Below are 20,706 nucleotides of genomic sequence, written 5' to 3' on the forward strand. Positions count from 1 at the left end.
GTTTAAATTTAAATATTTTCAGACAAGATCTCTTTTTTGTCTATATCAGAATCATCTTCTATTACAAGATTTTCTAGAATAAAAAGCTGTCTGTCTGGTGTATTTTTCCCCATGTAAAATTCTAGTAATTGTTCTATCGTTTGATCTTTTCCCAAAACTACAGGCTCTAATCGTATATCTTTTCCGATAAAATTTTTAAACTCATCTGGAGAGATTTCTCCAAGACCTTTAAATCTTGTGATTTCCGGATTTTTGCCTAATTCGTTGAGGGCTTTTACCCTTTCTTGCTCTGTATAGCAATATCTTGTCTCTTTTTTGTTTCTTACTCTGAAAAGTGGTGTTTGTAGAATATACAAATGTCCGTTTTTAATTACATCAGGAAAAAACTGAAGAAAAAAAGTAATCATCAGCAATCTAATGTGCATACCGTCTACATCGGCATCAGTAGAAATAATTACTTGGTTGTATCTAAGGTCTTCAAGGCTTTCTTCAATATTTAAAGCAGCTTGAAGAAGATTAAATTCTTCGTTTTCATACACCACTTTTTTGGTTAAACCATAGCAGTTAAGAGGTTTTCCTTTTAGTGAAAAAACGGCCTGTGTTTCTACATCTCGCGATTTTGTAATAGATCCTGAAGCAGAATCTCCCTCGGTAATAAAAATTTGTGTTTCTGCTTTTCTTTCAGCTTTCTGGTCGTTATAATGCTGTCTGCAGTCACGCAGTTTTTTATTGTGAAGTGAAACTTTCTTTGCTCTTTCTCTTGCCAGTTTCTGGATTCCTGAAAGTTCTTTTCTTTCTCTTTCTGAAATTAAAATTTTACGTTGTAGAGCCTCCGCAATTTCTGGGTTTTTGTGAAGAAAATTATCTAATTTATTTTTTAGATAATTAATCACGAAAGTTTTAATAGTTTCCAATTCTTTCCCTTCGGCATCTTGTCCCATTGTAGCAGATCCCAACTTGGTTTTGGTTTGAGATTCAAAAACAGGATTACCAACATTGATGTAAATGGCACCAATAATAGCTTTTCTAATATCAGTAGCTTCAAAATTTTTATTGAAGAATTCACGAATAGTTTTCACAAAGGCTTCTTTAAAAGCATTTAAGTGCGTACCACCTTGCGAAGTATATTGCCCATTAACAAAGGAAAAATAGGTTTCAGACTGTGACTTGTCTGAGTGCGTGATCGCCAATTCCATATCTTCATCTTTGATGTGAATGATGGGATAAACGATTTCGCCATCTATTTCCTCTTCCAACAAGTCTTTTAATCCGTTTTGAGACTCGTAAACTTCACCATTAAAATAAATTTTTAAGCCTAGATTAAGATAAGTATAATTTCGGAGCATTTTCTCCACATACTCATTTCTGAATTTGAAATTTAAAAAAATACTTTCATCAGGAGCAAAAGTAATTTCTGTTCCATTTCTCTCAGAAGTTTCAGCCTCATCATGAAGTATTTCTAATCTTCCTTCGCGAAATTCGGCAATTCTCATTTTGCCTTCTCTTACGGATTTTACTTTAAAATAAGTAGACAAAAAGTTGACTGCTTTTGTACCAACACCGTTTAGACCAATAGATTTTTTGAAAGCACCGTCATCATATTTCCCTCCTGTATTCATTATAGACACTACATCAACAATCTTCCCCAAAGGAATTCCACGCCCATAATCTCGCACGGTAACATTGCCTTCCTTGATTTTTACATCAATTCTTTTACCTGCCTTCATTCTAAATTCGTCGATGGAATTATCCATAACTTCTTTTAGCAAAATATAAATTCCATCATCCACAGATGAGCCGTCTCCCAACTTCCCGATATACATCCCAGGTCTTAGCCGTACGTGTTCTCGCGGTTCTAGGGTTCGGATATTATCTTCGGAATAATTGCTCTGTAAATCTTGTGACATATATAAAAATCAGTAAACAGACAAAAATACGAATAAGAATAAAATAATCCGAATTTATCTCAATATTTTTACCAAGAGTTTTTCGATAAAAAATGAATGATAACATCCCAACATTTAACATTTACATAGAAAATTTGGTTTTTTTATTGAAAATTGACCTATTTTAGAGATTCCAAATTATAATAAACAGATGATACAACTTCCTCTATCTAAACTCTCCAATGTAGGAACTACTATTTTCAGCCAGATGACACAGTTGGCCAATGAAAATGAAGCAATTAATCTTTCCCAAGGTTTCCCGGATTTCCCTGCTGATCCCGATCTGCTGAATCTTGTAGATCATTACATTAAAAAAGGATTTAATCAGTATGCTCCCATGGGCGGAATGATGTCTTTAAAGGAAGAAATTGCGAAGAAAATAGAAAACGCTCATGAAGCAATTTACCATCCCGACACGGAAATCACTGTTACTGCCGGAGGAACTCAGGCTATTTTCACAGCCATTGCAAGTTTGATAAAAGACGGCGATGAAATCATTATTTTCGAACCCGCCTACGACTGTTATGAGCCCACAGTAGAACTTTTTGGAGGAATTGTAAAACGTTTTAAAATGACTGCTCCAGATTATTCTATTGACTGGAATGAGGTGAAAAAATTGGTATCAAATAAAACTAAACTCATTATTTTAAACAATCCAAATAATCCTGCGGGTAAAATTTTAGATGAATCTGATTTTCAAGAATTAATTAGTATTGTAAAGGGTACATCTATTTTTATTTTAAGTGATGAAGTGTATGAAAATATAGTATTTGATGGCAAAAAACATTTGAGCATTTGTAAATATCCTGAATTGAAAGAGAGAAGTTTTCTTATTGCCTCATTCGGAAAACTTTTTCATGTTACTGGTTGGAAAATAGGCTATTGTGCCGCACCCAAAAATCTGACTGATGAATTCAGAAAAGTGCATCAATTCAATGTTTTTTCCGTCAACACACCAATTCAGCTTGCGTTTGCTGATTATATGAAAAATGAAGATAATTATTTAAATCTTAATGTGTTTTTTCAGAAAAAAAGAGATTTAATACGAAATGGGCTTTCTGGAACCTCATTTGAACTTCTTGATTGTGAAGGAACCTATTTTCAAGCGGTGAAATATGATAAAATTTCAAATAAAAAAGACATCGATTTTGCTCATGAACTCACCATTAATCATAAAGTTGCTACTGTACCCTTCTCTTCGTTTTATAAGGAAAAACTAAACGAAAACGTCATCAGGCTTTGTTTTGCAAAAAAAGATGAAACTCTAGAAATGGCTTTGGAGAATTTGAGAAAAATATAATTGGGCAGTATTCATTATAGATTAATTTCGAGCATACAATCAGATTTTTAAACAAAAACATCTATTTTTTGCTATTCTCCTATTCATATTAGTTTTAAATCAAGATAACAAAAACGCTTCCAAAAATAAATTCGGAAGCGTTTTCTATATAACTAACTTTAACTTGGTCTTCTTAAACGTTGAATCTAAAATGCATAATATCGCCATCTTTTACGATATACTCTTTTCCTTCAACTGATAATTTTCCGGCTTCTTTTATCTTAACTTCGGAACCGTAAGATAAATAATCATCATACTTAATAACTTCTGCGCGGATGAAACCTTTTTCGAAGTCTGTGTGGATCACTCCTGCAGCTTGAGGTGCAGTCCAACCTTGCCCGATTGTCCATGCTCTCACTTCTTTTACACCTGCCGTAAAGTAGGTTTGAAGCTTCAACAAATCGTAAGCCTTTCTAATCAAGCGATTTACGCCAGGCTCAGACAAACCCAATTCGTCAAGGAAAATCTCTCTTTCTTCAAAAGTTTCCAACTCATTGATGTCTGCTTCAATTTGTGCTGCCAAAACTACAACCTCAGAGTTTTCAGCTTTAGCCATTTCTTCGATTTTGGCAATCCAATCGTTTCCGTTTTTGATAGAATTTTCGTCTACATTACAAACGTAAAGAACTGGTTTATTTGTCAATAATTGAACTTCTCCAATAATATTGTTCATAACATCATCCGTAGCAAATTCTCTTGCATTTCTGCCGTCTTCAAGATGTTTCTGAAGCTTTTGAAGAGTTTCATAAGCTAAAACATCTTCCTTTTTACCAGATTTGATGAATTTTTTTGCCTTTTCTACTGCTTTTCCAATAGTTTCAAGGTCTTTCAATTGTAGTTCGATATCGATAATTTCTTTATCACGCATAGGATCTACAGAACCCTCAACGTGGATAATATTTCCATTATCGAAACATCTTAAAACATGTATGATAGCTTCGCATTCTCTGATGTTTGCCAAAAATTGGTTTCCAAGACCTTCTCCTTTGCTCGCTCCTTTTACAAGGCCCGCAATATCAACAATTTCTACTACCGCAGGAATTACTTTCTCTGGTTGAATAATTTTTTCAAGCTCAAAAAGTCTTTGATCTGGTACCGAAACAGTCCCTAAATTGGGCTCAATGGTACAGAAGGGATAGTTCGCTGATTGTGCTTTTGCATTGCTCAAACAGTTAAAAAGTGTTGATTTACCTACGTTTGGCAAGCCTACGATTCCACATTTCATAACGAAATTTTTATTTTTGTTTAAATTGTTATGTAACCTTTCGGTTTCATATTATTTCTTAGCTTTTGGCAATTGGCTTATTGCTTTTTGCATGCTAAAATTAAAGGTGTGCAAAGATAATGAAATAAAAGAGAGAATCATAACAAAAAAAATCTGTCTTTTAATTGACAGATTTTAAGAAATAATAAAAACTTGATATGTTTCTATGGCTTAGCACCGGTAGCATCTTGAGCTAATTCTGCATCATCAGGAAGGGTTTCTAATGTTTTATCAAGACTGAATAGAGATTCGTCTGTAGCCCTATCTCCACCTGCAATTTTTAATTTATCTATGAGATTCATTGCAAATGTTTCTTCTTCAATTTGTTCTTTTACAAACCATTGAAGGAAATTCCACGAAGCCCAATCTTTTTCTTCAAAAGCGATATTTACTAAGTTGTAAATGGCTGTTGTATTTTCAACTTCATGCTGAAAAACAAGGTCAAAGCAATTCGTAAGGCTTGTAGGCTCATTTCCTGGCGATTCCAATGCTGTGATTTTTGGCTTCCCTCCTCTGCTAAGCACATATTGCATAAATTTTACCGCATGATCTCTCTCTTCTTGTGCATGGCGGAAAAGAAAGTTTGAAATCCCGCCATAGCCTTTGTCTGCCGCCCAAATTCCGTAAGAGAAATAAACTCTTGATTGCAAATCTTCTGTATTCATCTGGTCGCTTAGCGCTTGCTCTATTCTTGGCGAAAGTCTATTAGTATTCATAATTGTAAATATTTTAGTGATATCTTGAGAGATGCAAAAATGATTCCGTGATTTTTTTTTTAGTGGCAGACATTTAATTTATAGCTATTCTAAAAAACAGTAGTACTTATTAAACTAGAAGGTTAAACCTTGAAATTGCACAAAGATTTCTTTAATAAATTCTGAGGAAGACTCAAAAATTCACCAATGCTTATAGATGTTGATATGATTTGAATAGTAAACATATAGCATCATAAATGGAACAAGTCAAAATCAATTTAAACAAAATTAAATAGTTTCTTGTTTACATTTAAATGCTGTTAATCCCAAAGAATAGATTTTATTGATATATATTTGAATAAAATCCCAAGGAATGCAACAAGGAATACAAGAATTACTAAAAAATTATTCCGGAATTTTACTTTTACTTTTCGGAATTACTGTCGGCAGCATCATCGGAATTGTTGCTCCTAATATTGTTGATTATCTCAAGCCATTAGGCGACATTTTTCTTAATTTACTTTTTGTAAGTGTTGTTCCGCTGGTCTTTTTTGCAGTTGCCAATTCTGTTTCATCATTAGAACAGCAATCTAAGTTTGGAAAGATCATGCTAATCATGTGTTTTACTTTTCTTTTTTTCATTATTACGGCAGCACTTTTTACTATACTTGTTGTTTATTTTTTTCCTGTATCAGGAGTTTCGGCAAGCAAAGAGGTTGTGGAAGATGCAGTAAATAATGATAGTTGGGGCAATAGGATTGTGAGTTTTTTCACGGTTGGAGAATTCACTCAGCTTTTCTCAAGACAAAATATGCTAGCACTACTCATTTTCTCTTTTATGACAGGTTTTTCTGCGAGAAAAGCAGGTGAACAAGGTAAAGCTTTCCGAGTATTTATTGCTTCTGGTTATGAAGTCATGAAAGAATTACTTTTGATGATTATGAAAGTTGCACCAATCGGTTTGGGAGCTTATTTTGCTTATCAAGTTGCCACACTAGGACCTCAGCTTTTTGGGTTTTATGCAAAACCTTTAGGACTCTATTACATAGCCGGAGTTGTTTATTTCTTATTATTCTTCTCGTTATATGCATTCATTGCAAAAGGTAAAAATGGAGTAAAAAGTTTTTGGAAAAACGCTATTTACCCAACTTTAACAGCATTGAGTACGTGTAGCAGTTTTGCCACGATGCCCGCTAATCTGCAGGCAGCAGCGAAAATTGGAGTTCCTAGCCAAGTTGCCAATTTGGTTATCCCAATCGGAACGACTTTACATAAAAACGGCTCGTCTATGTCATCGATAATTAAAATTTATGTTGCTTTTTTAATAATCGGAAGAGATTTTTTTGATCCAATGAATCTTCTTTTAGCATTAGGAATAACAGTTTTTGTGAGCATCGTCGCTGGTGGAATTCCCAACGGCGGATACATAGGAGAAATGCTGATGATTTCTGTTTACCAATTACCGCAAGAAGCCATACCTGCAGTAATGATTATCGGAACTTTGGTAGATCCTCTGGCAACTGTTCTTAATTCGGTTGGGCAATTGGTAGCCTCAATGTTTGTGAGTAGATTTGTGAAAGTCTAAATAAAGAGCAATAAAAAAAATCAGAAAAATTTATCTAATAATGTGAAAAATGATACATTTTTTTTTAAAATACGTAGAAATTCACGAGGCTCTCAATCTTTCAATTGACATGAATAAACTAGAATTTGATACGAATCTTTAAAATCGTTTACAAAATACATTAAAATAGAATAAATGTGTTTTTGAATAAGTATTAAATTCTCTTGGTCATAAAAAAAATAATAGATTTAAAGATTATAATAAAATTATTCACTCCGTTTTACCTCATCCAAATTCTGTAACTCTTCTGCTGTGAAAAGTTTATAATTTACTTTAAAAGTCTTTCCCAAGGGCGTTTCTAAAGAAAATCCGCCGGGACCCCAACCTTCCAAAACGTCCAATGTAAAGTGCGAATACTTCCAATATTCAAAGAGGTCGCGGTCTATCCAGAATTCGAAACCATTGATGGTGCCAATCATCGCATCATTCATCCTCGGAAAGTAACCGCCTTTCTCGAAACATTGTGGCTGCGTGCCTTCGCAACATCCGCCAGCTTGGTAGAACATCAGTTCGCCGTGTTTTTTCTCTAGTTCCCAGATCACTTCCATCGCCGCATCTGTAACGGATAGTCTTGAGATTTTATCTTTAGTTTTCATCTTTTTATTTTGAAATTAATGAATAATAATGTTATTGACAGGTCGCTCCTACGGAGCTTAACTTGGTTGTTACTATTTTTTCTATTAACAGTTTGCTCCTCCAGAGCTTTGTTAATCCATTCCGATTCAACTTAATATTTGGATTATAGAATTTACAAAAAAGTTACTTGCTCATTATTATTTTAAAGTTAAACAAAAAACCCGACAAAAAATTCTGCCGGGCTTAATATTAAATTTTAGGTTCCTACAACTTAACAATTTTAGTCCTTTGGATTTGAAATTCGCAACCCGACCTGAGTGGAAATCCTTTTTTTGCTTCTACAAATGTTATTTGATAAAAATGTCTGCAAAAAAAAGATTGACTGCGTCGAAACACTACGTTAGGTTTGGGAACGGAGGGCGGATAAGTTGCCATAATTATTACAAGCAGATTAAAAGAACCCTAATTTATTTTTGCTGTAAGAGATCAACATATTTTTGGTTTGGCGATAATGATCTAGCATCATTTTGTGATTCTCTCTACCAATCCCCGACTGTTTGTAGCCCCCGAAAGGCGCGCCAGCAGGATAAGCGTGGTATTGATTCACCCAAACCCTACCCGCTTCTACGTGTCTTGGGATGTTGTATAATTGATGTGCATCGCGCGTCCAAACGCCTGCTCCAAGACCATAGATTGTATCATTGGCAATTTCCAAAGCTTCCGCCTCATCTTTGAAAGTTGTGAAAGCTACCACTGGACCGAAAATTTCTTCTTGGAAAATTCTCATTCTGTTGTTCCCTTTGAATATGGTTGGTTTGATGTAGTAGCCTTCTTCCAACCCTTCAACAGTATTCACATCACCACCAGTAAGCACTTCTGCGCCTTCTTCTTTACCAAGTTTCAAATAACCCAAAATTTTATCTTTCTGAATTTTGGAAGCCTGAGCACCCATCATCACAGTTTTGTCTAGTGGATTACCTATCTTGATAGCCTCAGTTCTTTCTATCACTTTTGCAATGAATGCGTCTGCAATATCTTCCTGAACCAACAATCTCGATGGGCAAGTACAAATTTCGCCTTGGTTGAGGGCAAACATTACGGCACCTTCTATGGCCTTGTCCAGAAACTCATCATCTGCATCCATTACAGAGCTGAAGAAAATGTTAGGCGATTTTCCGCCCAATTCTAAAGTCACGGGAATGACATTTTCTGTTGCATACTGCATTACCAAACGACCTGTAGCAGTAGAACCCGTGAAGGCCGCTTTGTTTACTTTAGGATTTGTCACCAGAGCTCTACCCAATTCTGCTCCGAAACCGTTGACGATATTCACAACTCCTGGCGGAAGCAAATCACCAATCAATTCCATTAAAACCAAAATAGAGATTGGCGTACTTTCTGCCGGCTTCAAGACCACGCAGTTTCCTGCCGCCAATGCTGGTGCCAATTTCCAAACAGCCATTAAGATAGGAAAGTTCCAAGGGATAATTTGCGCTATAACACCTAATGGCTCATGAACGATTAATGAAACGGTGTCTTTGTCTAGCTCGTTGTGCGAACCTTCTTCTGCTCTAATCACTGAAGCGAAATATCTGAAATGGTCTATTGCCAAAGGAATATCGGCTGCCAAAGTTTCTCTCACGGCTTTCCCATTATCAATAGTTTCAACGGTAGCGATATATTCTAGATTCTCTTCTATTCTGTCAGCAATTTTGTTTAGAATGATGCTTCTTTCTGTTGCTGAAGTATATTTCCACGTTTTGAAAGCTTCTGTTGCTGCGTTAACTGCCAATTCTAAGTCTTCTTTATTAGAATGTACTGCCTGGGTAAAAACGTGCCCATTGATTGGAGAAATCACATCAAAATATTGTCCGCCCACAGATGGCAAAAATTTTCCCCCGATGTAATTATCATATTGAGATTTAAACTCTGGCCACTGTAAAATTGTGCTTGATTGATTTTGTGTTGTTGTACTCATTTTTATTTAAGTTTTATATAATTTCTGTTTTATAAAGCCAAATTACATTGATGTATTGTATTTGAATAGCAAAATCGTGCAGAAAAACAGGAAAATAGTGCACATCATTAAATTTTATAGTTTCGTTAACATTTGTTATTATCATTAAATTTTTATATTTGATAAAGAGCAAACACCGAAACACCCCTCAAAATGAACAATCATAAATACCTATTGCAAAAGCCTGAATTGAAGGGAGAAAATCAGTTAATCAGTCTGGTAGAAAATCAAACAAAATTCAATTTAAAGAATTGCGAATTTAGCATTTATGAAACCCACAAATCTGCTTTTAATGTAAAACTGCATTTTGATACGATTGCATTTACCGCAATGCTTCGGGGTAAAAAACACTTGAAACTAGAAAGTAAATCTCATTATTTTGATTATTTGCCTGGGGAAAGTGTATTGGTATCGCCAGGAGAAACAATGATAATTGATTTTCCTGAAGCTGATGATATACCTTCACAATGTATTTCTTTAAGTTTAAATCCAGAATTCATTGAAAATTCTTTGAATCATCTCAATTATCATCTACCAAAAATTGATGAAACCTCTACTTGGAATTTAGATTTGAATGAATATTTTCTTTTTAACAATCAATCTCTAGCTTCTGCCACCAATAATATTATGAGAATTGCGATGGATGATAATTCTGAGAAAGATATAATGGCAGATTTTGCTTTAAAAGAGCTTTTAATAAGACTTATGCAAACACAAGCACGAGGGATGATGGAGAAAAATATTGCTAAAAATAAATCTCGAATTGGTTTTGCAGTTGATTATATTAGAAAAAATCTACATCAGAAACTATCAATTGATACTATCGCAAAATTTAGCTATGTAAGCAAATCAAACTTTTTTAAAATGTTTAAAGACGAACTAGGAACTTCCCCGAACGATTTTATTCTTCATGAAAGAATTACCAAAGCAAAAGAACTATTGTCTTCTAACAACAGCATAAAGGAAACAGCCTTTCAGACAGGGTTTTCAGACGCTAATTACTTCAACAGAGTCTTTAAACAGCTGGTGGGAGATACACCAAAGAATTACCAAAAAAAAATCACTTTTCTATAAGTCTTCTTTTCTCAATAATTATCAAAATAAAAACATATTAAATTCCAATTAATTGTTTAGTATTTAAGAATAATCATAGTAGGTCTTCAATTTTCCAAATGATAATTTTTGTTTTAATAAATAATCATTCAAAAAGCAGGTATTTTTTTGCACAAAAAAAAGATGAAGCAATCTACTTCATCTTTTTATATCTAAATTTAGGTATTAAAATGTGCGTACCGCATCCAAAGTAAGATTGATTTCTGCATCTTTAATAGCATCGCTTATGAAGTAGGTTTCATACCCGCTTGGTGGAAGATAAATTCCGTTTTCGAGCATGTGATGGAAAAACTTATTGAATTTTGAATGATTTGCTTTCTGTGCATCATCAAAATTTGAAACCACTTCAACATCAAAGAAAACTGACATCATGGAGCCTTGTCTGTTGATTTTGTGCTGAATACCTTTTTCCGTTAATATTTTACCAATTTCTATATCTAAAACTTCGGTTGTTTCTGCCAATCCGGTAAAAAATTCTGGATTGTTTTTAATAATTTGAAGCGTTTTCAAACCCGCTCTCATCGCTAAAGGATTTCCACTTAAAGTACCAGCCTGATAAACACCGCCTTTCGGAGCAAGATGATCCATAATTTCATTTCTTCCTGCAAAAGCTCCTACCGGAAGCCCTCCACCTATTACTTTCCCATAGGTTACAAGATCTGCTTTTACATTAAACAATTCCTGAGCACCTCCGAAAGCCAATCTGAAGCCTGTCATCACTTCATCGAAAATCAGTAAAGTCCCGTTTTCGTCACAAAGAATTCTTAGTTTTTGAAGAAAATCATTTTCAGGAAGCACGCACCCCATGTTTCCGGCAATCGGCTCAATGATAATGGCTGCAATTTCGTTTGGATTTTTCTTAAATAATTCTTCAACTTGTTCAAAATCATTATATCTTGCCAGTAAAGTATCTTTTGCCGTTCCAGCTGTAACTCCTGGGGAATTGGGGTTTCCGAAAGTAGCTGCACCACTTCCTGCTTTTATTAAAAATGAATCTGAGTGACCATGATAACAGCCCTCAAACTTCACAATTTTATCCCTTCCTGTAAAACCTCTTGCCAATCTTACAGCACTCATACAAGCTTCCGTTCCCGAAGAAACCATTCTGATCTGGTCTATATTTGGAACATTTTCTGTGATGAATTTTGCAATTTCAGTTTCTAGTTCAGTTGGCGCACCAAAAGAAAAACCTTTCTCGGCCTGAATTTTTAGTTCCTCTAAAACATCGGGATGGGTGTGTCCCAAGATGGCAGGTCCCCAAGAATTGATGTAATCTACATACACATTATCGTCGGCATCTGTAAGATAAGCTCCTTTTGCAGACTTCATAAAAACAGGAACTCCGCCTACAGATTTGAAGGCGCGTACAGGAGAATTAACTCCTCCAGGGATATATTGGTAAGCTTCATCAAATAGAGCTGAACTTCTTTGGTATCTCATTATTTTAGTTAATGTTTGGCAGTAATTGGTTAATTGTTGACGGTTTTAAAACGAAAATTCAAAATTAATTTCTTGGTTTTTTAGCAATCAGGTAAATTAATTGTCCTGGAGCAGGTTTTTGCCCTTCATCCATTCTGTTTTTAGCGTATAATTTATTGAGTTTAATTCCGAATTTCTGTGCAATATCGCGCATTTCTTCTGCAGATTCGGCTTTGTAGGTTGCCGTGTTTCCGTCAGAATTTTTAGATTCAAGAAACACAATTTCGTTTTTCTTTAGAGAATAGGTCTCAAGCTCATTCCATTTCATCAGTTTTTCTTCACTGATTTTAAATTTCTTGGCAATAAACTGAATGTCTGTATCTTCCGGAATGACAACATATTTCAAACTTCCATTCGGATGACTTTTAATTAAAATAGAATTTAAAATTTCTGATTTTGTCTTTATGCGTTCCTTTTTTGGCACTTCCGCATATACTTTTTTCGGAGCAGGATCTTGTTTTGAAGGCTTTTTTTTGTCTATTGTTTTTGGAGATTCTAAACTTGCCATGTACGTCTTATCATCTTTCAGACTAGGATACATTTTTAGAACGGCATAATTTACTTCCTTAGAATTAACCTGATCAAATTCGTAAAGCTTATATTTTTCAATTTTGTTAATTAGTATATTGGCATATTTCGGGTTTGTAGCGTATCCTGCTTTTTTCAACCCATGAGCCCATGCTCTATAATCTTTCATGTCTAGATTAAAAAGATTGGCGTAATACTTTCTGGTCGCCAGAAATACAGAATGATCTTCGTAAGATTGACGTGGGTCATCATACACTCTGAAACACTCATTGGGAGCATCATCTGTATGTTTCATAGATTTCCCTGTCCATTCTTCTTTACATTTTATTCCGAAATGATTTTTTCCTTCCAAAGCGAGTCGGCTCTGTCCGCCACCCGTTTCCAAAAGTCCTTGTGCAAGTGTAATTGAGGCTGGAATTTTATATTTTTCCATCTCTTCCACTGCATATTGAGCAAATTTTTGGATGTATTGATCATCATTTGCCCAATTTTGAGCTGAGAATTTAGATAAAACTAAAAGGCTTATAACGGTAAAAAGTCTTTTCATCTTATTATTTTTATTGTTTTAGAAGAAAGATGTTGCACAAAAGTATGCTTCATTTTTTCAGATTTAAATTTATATAATTAAATTTCTTTTTTGTTTTTCTAAAAGCAAATTTGCACCTTCAATTCCCTGCAAACCACCTGTATGAAAACATAGAATTCTGCTGCCTTTAGGAAAATAATCTTCGGATATCATTACAAAAATTTGCTGCATCATTTTCCCTGTATAAATAGGTTCCAGCGGAATTTCAAATTTCAATTTAAAGTTATTGATAAAACGGATGTTTTCATCAATTATTTTACCATACCCCCCTAAAGTAGCATCGGTTAAATAGAAATTTCTTTTTGAAGTTAATTTTAAAATATTTTCATACAAAGAAGAATCTTCTACCACTTTAAAACCTATAACTTTTTGACTGTCTTCACAAAATTGAGAAAGTCCTGCAACAGTTCCTCCGGTACCGACTGCTGTGCAAAGATAATCAAAATCTTTTGTATCATTATTGAGCATCATTTTAATGCCTTGAACAGCGTTTTCATTGGTACCACCTTCTGGAATTATAAGAGCTTCTGGAAATTCTTGTTGCAAAAATTCGGTCAGTTTTTCTTTATGCCGGTATTCTTCACGGGAAACGAATTTTAGATTCATTCCGTTTTCTTTGGCAAAAACTAAAGTAGGATTATCTCGCCATTTCTTTTCTATTTCTTCGCCTCTGATAATTCCTAATGTTTTAATATTAAATTGATTACCGATGGCTGAAACCGCCGAAATATGATTAGAAAAAGCTCCCCCAAATGTTATTATTAAAGGGTTTTCTAATTGTAAATTTAAATAATTATTGATGTTAAAAAAAAGTTTCCAATACTTATTTCCTGAAATTTCGGGATGAATAAGATCTTCTCTTTTCATAAATAGTTTTACATCTTTATCTATAGGAATTTCTACAATAGGAATTTTAATTTCTGGAACTTTCATTATTGCAAATTTCTAGAATTTATTTCAAATGATAATTTATTTAATTTAATTTGAAATGATATAAAAAATCGTGATCGAATAAAACCATCCCTAGGATATTCTTCAAAATTATGATAAACACTTCTCTCCAAAAAAAACAATAACACATTAAAAATGAGACATTACGAAATAAAATTTCACTTTATATACTTCCAAAAACCCCAGAATTTTCTTTTTTTAAGGTAATTCATATCTCTTTCCATTGCATAAGCTTCTCTTTCAAAAGATATTCTACGATAAGCTTTGTGACTATTTTTCAGTTTAAAAAACCAATAGTAAAATTCTATTAAATACGCGATGTAAAAAAAAACAATAAGCAACTCTAGCTGCTGACAAAGATGTATTTTTTCATGGTTAATCAATATTTTATTTTTCTTATCTTCGGGATTCCTAATAAAAATGAAAGGAAAAAGAGTTATGCCACTAATTTTCAACATTTTTAAAGGCTTTTGGCACACAATTATCATAATCACAAATATATAAGTTTTTTGAATTTTAGCATTTAACTTTATGACTCTATTTGACATCAAAGAAAACGAAGACTTTTATTACAACGAGCAAGGATATAAAGTTTTTACAGAAAAATTCCATCTGAAACGAGGCTACTGCTGCAAAAGTGGATGCCGACACTGTCCTTACGGATATGATAAAAAGACGGACACATTTATTAAAACAACAATTAAAAAAAAATAAAATAGTATGAAAAAATATATTCTTATTTTACTAGCAACGAGTTTAGGGCTTTCATCATGCAGTCCCTTTCAAGTGAGATCAGATTATGCACAGTCTGCTAGTTTTAGCACATACAAGACCTATAAACTGAGAATTGATGATTTAAAAATAAACGACATTGATAAGGACAGAGTTTTAAACGAGTTATCAAAACAACTCCAGTCTAAAGGTTTGCAATCTGGAGAAAATCCTGATGTAATCATCAATGTAAAAGCAAACCATAAAAAAGTGACCGACATCAACAACACCAATCCTTATGGAGGAATGTGGGGCTGGGGAGGCGGTTTCGGTTGGGGAATCGGGATGAACAGAACCTGGACGAGCAACTACAACGAAGGAGCAATCATTGTAGACATGGTAGATGCAAAAACGCAAAAATTGGTTTGGCAAGGTATAGGAAGTGGTATTTCTGTTGACAGACCAAAGGCAAAGCAAAAGCAAATCCCTCAGATTATGTCAGAAATAATGGCAAATTATCCTCCAGGAATGAAGAAATAATAAAAAAGGCGGTTTTTAGAAAAACCGCCTTTTTTATTGATTAGAAATAATTATTACTTAGCATGACTGGTTAAATCATCTAGATTTTGAGTTGCTGCCATAGAAATTACAAGATCATTCAACATGGAGCTCGCTGCTGTAGGCGAATTGGGTAACAACACCAAATTACTTCTATTATTAGCACCTATTGACTGGAGCGTGTCATAATGCTGTGTCACAACAATTAAAGCTGATGCTTCTTGAGGTTTAATATTTACAGAATTCAGCATGTGAACTGATTCCTGAAGACCCTTGGCAATTTCTCTTCGTTGATCTGCAATACCTTGACCTTGAAGTTTTTTAGATTCTGCTTCAGCTTTTGCTACTGCTACAATTCTTATTCTTTGTGCTTCAGATTCGTATTCAGCAGCCGTTTTTTCACGTTCTGCTGCATTGATTCTGTTCATGGCATGTTTCACTTGTTCATCAGGATCAATATCGGTAACTAAAGCTTTTATAATATCATATCCATAACTTTGCATTGCTTCTTGCAGCTCACTTTTAACAGCAACTGCAATATCATCTTTTCTTACAAAAACATCGTCTAGTTTCGTTTTGGGAACTTCCGCACGAACGACATCAAACACGTAAGATGTAATTTGATTTTCAGGATTTTCTAACCGATAATAAGCATCTTTCACATTTTCTCTTATTACCTGATACTGCACAGAAACTTTCATTTTAATAAAAACATTATCCAAAGTTTTGGTATCAATGATAACATCCAATTGCTGAATTCTAAGATTCAGACGTTTCGAAATTTGATCCAGAAAGGGAATTTTAAGATGCAAACCTGCGTGGCTTACTTTCAAAAACTTACCTAATCTTTCTACTACAGCAGCAGACTCCTGCTTTACAGTAAAAAAAGAGGCAAACAAAGTTATCAGCCCAAAAAAGACCAAAATACCTAAATAAATCATAAAATATTTTTTAATAGTTAGTTCATAAATTTACGAAAAATTTATATTTTTTACTAATTTTCTGTAGCTTTCTTTATATTTTCAGCCATTTTCATAAACAGAAACCCAAAAACTAGACATTCAGAAACTTTACAATTTCATTTTCTTATGAAAATTGAATCTTTGGCTTCCAAAAGCAAAAAAGATTATAAAACTCCGATTTATTTAACAAAAACTAAGAGCCTATTTAAATTTTATTTTTAAATATTTTTAAACAGATTCTAAATACTTCGGTATATTAAATTTGGAGCTTCATTTTCCTCAATTTTCTGTAAAAAATTCACCTACACAGTCTGATGAATTGGAAACCAATGTTCACAAATCACTTTTGATTGCCAAAAAAATTTATGTAGACCAAAACGAAAGAAAAGCCATTCTTACCGACAAAACTCAAAAAGAAATCAACAAAATCATCACCGGAATTATGAGACAAAATAGAATCGATTTTTCAGAAAGATGGAAGATTAATTTTCAATAAATTATTGTTTAAAATTTAAAAACCAAAGTAATTTATTTAATTTTCTACATGGTCATTCCTATATCTATTCCTTTAATTTTGCGGTAAAGATCAGTTGCATAATTATCTGTCATCCCAGAAACAAAATCAATCACGCCTAAAACTTTTTGATAATCTGAACCCTCATCGTAAACGAACTGATTCGGCAGAAGTTTGAGAGCCATTTTATCATACGATTTAAATTCACTTTTAGACTTTAAAACAGAAGGAATAAAGTGATCTAAAAGTTCGTACATCACATTATATCCTGCATTTTCTATTTCTACAACTGCTTTGTGATTGTAAATTTTGTTGATAGAAAAGGCTTCAATATCATTCAAGGTATTTTTCTCAGATTTATAAATATCAAGAAGAGCTTTATCTAAACTTCCATCAATAATTTTGCTAAAATTGGCTTTATATATTTCAATTGATTGGTTGATTAATGCGTTGATTACCTTTGCTCTCAAATAAGAAATCCTTTCGTTATCATTTGAAATTAAACTCAATTTATCTTTTACTCTTTTGATGTCATTGGTTTCAGATTTTACCAACTCGAAGAAGAGATTTTCACAATCTGCGGTTGAGACGATTCCTAAACGGTGAGCGTCTTCCATATCGATAATATTATAGCAAATATCATCTGCCGCCTCTACTAACCAAACAAAAGGATGTCTTTTAAAAATATAGGGCTCATCATTTTCTTGTATCAAGTGAGTTGCCTCTGCAATTTTCAAAAAAGTTTCTTTCTCATTTTGAAAAAAACCAAATTTTTTACGATGAAGAATTCCTTTTTCTCTGGCAATCGCTTCACACGGATATTTTGCTATAGCCGATAAAGTAGAATACGTTAGTTGTGTTCCGCCTAAATCTTTTCCTTGTTGCTGATGAGTAAGAACACGAACTGCATTGGCATTTCCTTCGAAATTTACCAAATCTGCCCATTCTTTTTCATTAAACTTATTTTTTATCTGATTTTCATTTTTATCGAAATAGCTGGCAATTGCATCTTCCCCAGAATGCCCAAATGCAGGGTTCCCAACATCATGACATAGACATGCCGCAGCAATAACGTTACTGAGATTGTGAGTATAAAAACTCTTTGAATCCTCCGTTAATACCGTTTTAAAATTTTTAACAATAAAATCCCCAATGATACTTCCCAAACTTCTCCCAACAGAGGAAACCTCGAGTGAATGCGTGAGGCGGTTGTGTACAAAAACACTCCCAGGAAGCGGAAAAACCTGAGTTTTATTTTGTAATCTTCTGAATGCAGAAGAAAAAATAATCCTGTCATAATCTCTCTGAAAATCTGTGCGGGAGGCCGCTGTATTTGGATTGTTACCGGTACGCTGGCTGGTAAAAATCTCATTCAAATTCATCATTTTCCAAAATTAAAGTAAATTTTATTTTTATAGTAATAATTAATGAATTTAATTTAATTAAAATTTAGTTTGTAAAAACTTCTCGTAGCGCTAATGAACAGAAAATTATTCATTATTTAATTCCTCTGTGTTTTCAAAGGCTTATGGGAAAGTAAATGATGAACAAGATTGGCTTTTCTAGTAGTTTTTTCCAAACGGAGGATTTTATCTGGTTTTAATAAACAATCAATCGCTGTGAGCATATAAATTTATAAGGTGCAGTAAGATTAAATACTTATGAATACTAATAACCTGACTTTGAGCACAATTAAACACATAAAAATTTGATTACACGTCTTTTAAACCACTATCAATTGAGTCGGAATTTTGCACGATCTAGATTTTGTACCATCAAAGACTTTAGCCGAAACTTATAGTAGGTTTTGACTAAAGCCAACTCTATATTACCATTTCTTAAAACAAACTAATGCCCGCTACTATTGATATTGGTAAAAAAATCAATAATCGAGCTCAGGTTAATAAAAAACAATATTTTTAATTCAATCAAGGTGCTTTTTTACAACTCAATTTGAAAAAACAGGTTTTATGCGGTAAAAATATTATGTTAAAAAATGTCATTTTTGAATATTTCAGACATTTAATATGCTTTACATTTCATTCTCTTGATATTGTCAACCTGAAAACAACCAATATAGAAACATTAACAAATTCATATTTTTTTACGAATAAAATAATTAAAACAAAAACAAAACTATCATCAAACCAACAAACCAACAATAGAAAAACAGCCTTAAAACCACCCCAAACCCACATACAACACTGATATACATCATAATATTTTTATTTGACATTCGTTTTGAAAGCTGTAATATTGCATTATAGAATTCGCAACAAATATCAAAATAAATAAAAATTCAAAAATTATGATCGCAATTATCGGAGTAGCAACATGTGCAGTTTTAGTTTCATCTTACATCGCAACAGCAAAGAAAGAAAACAACTAATTATTAAATAAAAAATAATAATCTATAAAGCATTTTTATCAGTTACTATTTTTTATGTTTACAGTCTATAATGACTGTCCGCTCTTTTACTCAACCGGAGTAAAAGAGCGCAAAAAAAACATAACAAAATGATTACACAACTCGAGCAAATTCAAAATTCAGTTTTTTCTAAGCTCAACGTAATCATTTGCCAAATCCAGCCAGACTCTGAATGTGAAGAATACTTTGGTCATAATTTCCAATTAAATCAATTCAGTATTAAATTCAGAAAGGCTAAAATCACTCCTAAAAAAATCGGGCAATTTGTGACTTTATGGACAAGAAATCCCGAATCTAAACAAACCGAACCATTCTCTTCCAAAGATCCTTTTGATTTTTACATGATCTTTTGTGATACAGACCACAAATCTGGATTCTTCTTTTTCTCTCAACAAATTCTAGTTCAGAAAAACATTCTCACTACCCTTTCTAAAGATGGAAAGCGAGGTTTCAGAGTTTATCCAACATGGGATTCTCCGGAAAACAAACAAGCAAAAAAAACCCAAAATTGGCAGAAAGATTTTTTCATTGATTTTTCAGATGAAAATTATTTTAAAAAATTTGAAACCATTTTCAACTTTCATTTGTAATAAAATTCTGAAGAGATTCTAAAAAATTATCTTTGCTATCACAAACTTTTTTAAATTAAAGCAAAAAAAAATGAATCTGTACAATCTCATCATTCAGGATAAAGAAGAAATAACGCTAGATAATGTTTTCCTGGAATCTAAAAATAAAGAGCAGTTTGTACAGCTCATCAAAGAACAGGCCTATGCCAAAGAATTGATGGAATATGGGCTTCCCGTGAACAACAAAATTCTTCTCGAAGGAAGTTCAGGCTGCGGAAAAACCATGACGGCAAAAGCGATTGCGAATGCTTTGGGTAAAAACATCATCATTTTGAACCTCAGCAATATAGTTTCGTCAAGAATCGGTGAAACATCACAGAATATAAAGATGATTTTTGATAAGGCGGCTCGTGAAAAATCTGTTCTTTTCCTTGATGAGCTAGACCAAATTGGGAAAGCGAGAGGAAGCGATGATAAAGATGTGGGCGAAATGAGAAGACTCGTCAACACATTAATTCAGCTCATTGATTATTATCCCGAAAATGCGCTTTTGCTTTGCGCAACCAATCATGCTGAAATAATTGATACAGCCCTCATCAGGCGTTTTCAGCTCAAAATAAAATACGAAATGCCGTCACAAGAATTTCTTGACTCATTCTATGACAGTATTCTCGCAAAATTTCCGGAAAATTTAAGAAACATCGACAGAAAATATGAGATTTCCTTTGCCGAAGCCAAAGATTATGCTTTCACGGTGGTGAAAGGGAATTTGATTGAACAATTAGAAAACAGAAGCAGTCTTAAATCTTTTTAAATACCAATTTAAATATTGTTATTTTTTATTTT

Annotated in this window: 19 protein-coding genes; 8 read left to right on the forward strand and 11 right to left on the reverse strand. The window is 33.4% G+C overall.

Annotated elements, in window-relative coordinates:
- Nucleotides 1–8: 8 nt before the first annotated feature.
- A complete protein-coding gene (locus tag BW939_RS10225; protein WP_076451940.1) occupies nucleotides 9–1,907 on the reverse strand; it encodes a DNA topoisomerase IV subunit B in 1,899 nt (632 codons plus the stop codon).
- A 190-nt stretch (nucleotides 1,908–2,097) separates the two neighbouring features.
- On the opposite strand from BW939_RS10225, the gene BW939_RS10230 reads away from it, so the two are divergent.
- Nucleotides 2,098–3,246 (forward strand): methionine aminotransferase, encoded by a 1,149-nt coding sequence (locus BW939_RS10230; protein ID WP_076451941.1) that lies wholly within the window; start codon nucleotides 2,098–2,100, stop codon nucleotides 3,244–3,246.
- A 172-nt stretch (nucleotides 3,247–3,418) separates the two neighbouring features.
- Here the strand turns inward: BW939_RS10230 and ychF are convergent, their stop codons facing one another.
- Both ychF and BW939_RS10240 read right to left on the reverse strand, forming a co-directional pair.
- Complete coding sequence (gene ychF, locus BW939_RS10235) at nucleotides 3,419–4,510, reverse strand: redox-regulated ATPase YchF (RefSeq protein WP_076451942.1); 1,092 nt, start codon at nucleotides 4,508–4,510, stop codon at nucleotides 3,419–3,421.
- 203 nt (nucleotides 4,511–4,713) lie between these two features.
- Entirely contained in the window at nucleotides 4,714–5,265 is a 552-nt protein-coding gene (locus tag BW939_RS10240) for a ferritin (protein WP_076451943.1), read from the reverse strand.
- 352 nt (nucleotides 5,266–5,617) lie between these two features.
- Between BW939_RS10240 and BW939_RS10245 the strand changes: the two genes are divergently transcribed.
- Nucleotides 5,618–6,829, forward strand: a complete 1,212-nt coding sequence (locus BW939_RS10245; protein WP_076451944.1) for a dicarboxylate/amino acid:cation symporter — start codon at nucleotides 5,618–5,620, stop codon at nucleotides 6,827–6,829.
- Between the two features lie 245 nt (nucleotides 6,830–7,074).
- Here BW939_RS10245 and BW939_RS10250 read toward each other — a convergent pair whose 3' ends face one another.
- Both BW939_RS10250 and BW939_RS10255 read right to left on the reverse strand, forming a co-directional pair.
- Nucleotides 7,075–7,464, reverse strand: coding sequence for a DUF779 domain-containing protein (locus BW939_RS10250; RefSeq protein ID WP_076451945.1), 390 nt, complete (start codon nucleotides 7,462–7,464; stop codon nucleotides 7,075–7,077).
- A 431-nt stretch (nucleotides 7,465–7,895) separates the two neighbouring features.
- The gene (locus BW939_RS10255) at nucleotides 7,896–9,422 is read right to left on the reverse strand and encodes an aldehyde dehydrogenase family protein (protein WP_076451946.1); all 1,527 of its coding nucleotides are present in this window, start codon (nucleotides 9,420–9,422) and stop codon (nucleotides 7,896–7,898) included.
- Nucleotides 9,423–9,614: 192 nt separating this feature from the next.
- Here BW939_RS10255 and BW939_RS10260 point away from each other — a divergent pair, with 192 nt between their 5' ends.
- Complete coding sequence (locus BW939_RS10260; protein ID WP_076451947.1) at nucleotides 9,615–10,535, forward strand: helix-turn-helix transcriptional regulator; 921 nt, start codon at nucleotides 9,615–9,617, stop codon at nucleotides 10,533–10,535.
- Nucleotides 10,536–10,739: 204 nt separating this feature from the next.
- Here BW939_RS10260 and hemL read toward each other — a convergent pair whose 3' ends face one another.
- The 4 genes from hemL to BW939_RS16060 form a co-directional block, all read right to left on the reverse strand.
- Nucleotides 10,740–12,014 carry a glutamate-1-semialdehyde 2,1-aminomutase gene (gene hemL / locus BW939_RS10265; RefSeq protein WP_076451948.1) on the reverse strand — a complete coding sequence of 425 codons (1,275 nt, stop codon included), beginning with the start codon at nucleotides 12,012–12,014 and terminating at the stop codon, nucleotides 10,740–10,742.
- Between the two features lie 64 nt (nucleotides 12,015–12,078).
- Nucleotides 12,079–13,128: a glucosaminidase domain-containing protein gene (locus BW939_RS10270; RefSeq protein WP_076451949.1), complete on the reverse strand. Its 1,050-nt coding sequence runs from the start codon at nucleotides 13,126–13,128 to the stop codon at nucleotides 12,079–12,081.
- A gap of 69 nt (nucleotides 13,129–13,197) precedes the next feature.
- Entirely contained in the window at nucleotides 13,198–14,100 is a 903-nt protein-coding gene (locus tag BW939_RS10275; protein ID WP_076451950.1) for a 1-aminocyclopropane-1-carboxylate deaminase/D-cysteine desulfhydrase, read from the reverse strand.
- A gap of 176 nt (nucleotides 14,101–14,276) precedes the next feature.
- Nucleotides 14,277–14,606: a hypothetical protein gene (locus BW939_RS16060; RefSeq protein WP_076452065.1), complete on the reverse strand. Its 330-nt coding sequence runs from the start codon at nucleotides 14,604–14,606 to the stop codon at nucleotides 14,277–14,279.
- Nucleotides 14,607–14,649: 43 nt separating this feature from the next.
- Between BW939_RS16060 and BW939_RS10285 the strand changes: the two genes are divergently transcribed.
- Entirely contained in the window at nucleotides 14,650–14,832 is a 183-nt protein-coding gene (locus tag BW939_RS10285; RefSeq protein WP_076451951.1) for a DUF5522 domain-containing protein, read from the forward strand.
- Between the two features lie 6 nt (nucleotides 14,833–14,838).
- Nucleotides 14,839–15,369 (forward strand): DUF4136 domain-containing protein, encoded by a 531-nt coding sequence (locus BW939_RS10290; RefSeq protein WP_076451952.1) that lies wholly within the window; start codon nucleotides 14,839–14,841, stop codon nucleotides 15,367–15,369.
- Nucleotides 15,370–15,422: 53 nt separating this feature from the next.
- On the opposite strand, the gene BW939_RS10295 is transcribed toward BW939_RS10290, so the two are convergent.
- Nucleotides 15,423–16,328, reverse strand: coding sequence for an SPFH domain-containing protein (locus BW939_RS10295; protein ID WP_076451953.1), 906 nt, complete (start codon nucleotides 16,326–16,328; stop codon nucleotides 15,423–15,425).
- A 283-nt stretch (nucleotides 16,329–16,611) separates the two neighbouring features.
- Between BW939_RS10295 and BW939_RS10300 the strand changes: the two genes are divergently transcribed.
- A complete protein-coding gene (locus BW939_RS10300) occupies nucleotides 16,612–16,845 on the forward strand; it encodes a hypothetical protein (RefSeq protein WP_076451954.1) in 234 nt (77 codons plus the stop codon).
- A 44-nt stretch (nucleotides 16,846–16,889) separates the two neighbouring features.
- On the opposite strand, the gene BW939_RS10305 is transcribed toward BW939_RS10300, so the two are convergent.
- Nucleotides 16,890–18,245, reverse strand: coding sequence for a deoxyguanosinetriphosphate triphosphohydrolase (locus tag BW939_RS10305; RefSeq protein ID WP_076452066.1), 1,356 nt, complete (start codon nucleotides 18,243–18,245; stop codon nucleotides 16,890–16,892).
- Nucleotides 18,246–19,380: 1,135 nt separating this feature from the next.
- Between BW939_RS10305 and BW939_RS10310 the strand changes: the two genes are divergently transcribed.
- Together BW939_RS10310 and BW939_RS10315 are read left to right on the forward strand one after the other, a co-directional pair.
- Complete coding sequence (locus BW939_RS10310; RefSeq protein ID WP_076451955.1) at nucleotides 19,381–19,881, forward strand: MepB family protein; 501 nt, start codon at nucleotides 19,381–19,383, stop codon at nucleotides 19,879–19,881.
- Nucleotides 19,882–19,951: 70 nt separating this feature from the next.
- A complete protein-coding gene (locus BW939_RS10315; protein WP_076451956.1) occupies nucleotides 19,952–20,674 on the forward strand; it encodes an AAA family ATPase in 723 nt (240 codons plus the stop codon).
- The last annotated feature ends 32 nt before the right edge of the window (nucleotides 20,675–20,706 follow it).

Source organism: Chryseobacterium piscicola, assembly GCF_900156685.1.
GTDB lineage: Bacteria > Bacteroidota > Bacteroidia > Flavobacteriales > Weeksellaceae > Chryseobacterium > Chryseobacterium piscicola.

Excerpts from the sequence above, each read along its gene's own strand:
- BW939_RS10225 (WP_076451940.1), bottom strand. The coding sequence starts at position 1,907 with ATGTCACAAGATTTACAGAGCAATTATTCCGAAGATAATATCCGAACC.
- BW939_RS10230 (WP_076451941.1), top strand. The coding sequence starts at position 2,098 with ATGATACAACTTCCTCTATCTAAACTCTCCAATGTAGGAACTACTATT.
- ychF (WP_076451942.1), bottom strand. The coding sequence starts at position 4,510 with ATGAAATGTGGAATCGTAGGCTTGCCAAACGTAGGTAAATCAACACTT.
- BW939_RS10240 (WP_076451943.1), bottom strand. The coding sequence starts at position 5,265 with ATGAATACTAATAGACTTTCGCCAAGAATAGAGCAAGCGCTAAGCGAC.
- BW939_RS10245 (WP_076451944.1), top strand. The coding sequence starts at position 5,618 with ATGCAACAAGGAATACAAGAATTACTAAAAAATTATTCCGGAATTTTA.
- BW939_RS10250 (WP_076451945.1), bottom strand. The coding sequence starts at position 7,464 with ATGAAAACTAAAGATAAAATCTCAAGACTATCCGTTACAGATGCGGCG.
- BW939_RS10255 (WP_076451946.1), bottom strand. The coding sequence starts at position 9,422 with ATGAGTACAACAACACAAAATCAATCAAGCACAATTTTACAGTGGCCA.
- BW939_RS10260 (WP_076451947.1), top strand. The coding sequence starts at position 9,615 with ATGAACAATCATAAATACCTATTGCAAAAGCCTGAATTGAAGGGAGAA.
- hemL (WP_076451948.1), bottom strand. The coding sequence starts at position 12,014 with ATGAGATACCAAAGAAGTTCAGCTCTATTTGATGAAGCTTACCAATAT.
- BW939_RS10270 (WP_076451949.1), bottom strand. The coding sequence starts at position 13,128 with ATGAAAAGACTTTTTACCGTTATAAGCCTTTTAGTTTTATCTAAATTC.
- BW939_RS10275 (WP_076451950.1), bottom strand. The coding sequence starts at position 14,100 with ATGAAAGTTCCAGAAATTAAAATTCCTATTGTAGAAATTCCTATAGAT.
- BW939_RS16060 (WP_076452065.1), bottom strand. The coding sequence starts at position 14,606 with ATGATAATTGTGTGCCAAAAGCCTTTAAAAATGTTGAAAATTAGTGGC.
- BW939_RS10285 (WP_076451951.1), top strand. The coding sequence starts at position 14,650 with ATGACTCTATTTGACATCAAAGAAAACGAAGACTTTTATTACAACGAG.
- BW939_RS10290 (WP_076451952.1), top strand. The coding sequence starts at position 14,839 with ATGAAAAAATATATTCTTATTTTACTAGCAACGAGTTTAGGGCTTTCA.
- BW939_RS10295 (WP_076451953.1), bottom strand. The coding sequence starts at position 16,328 with ATGATTTATTTAGGTATTTTGGTCTTTTTTGGGCTGATAACTTTGTTT.
- BW939_RS10305 (WP_076452066.1), bottom strand. The coding sequence starts at position 18,245 with ATGAATTTGAATGAGATTTTTACCAGCCAGCGTACCGGTAACAATCCA.
- BW939_RS10310 (WP_076451955.1), top strand. The coding sequence starts at position 19,381 with ATGATTACACAACTCGAGCAAATTCAAAATTCAGTTTTTTCTAAGCTC.
- BW939_RS10315 (WP_076451956.1), top strand. The coding sequence starts at position 19,952 with ATGAATCTGTACAATCTCATCATTCAGGATAAAGAAGAAATAACGCTA.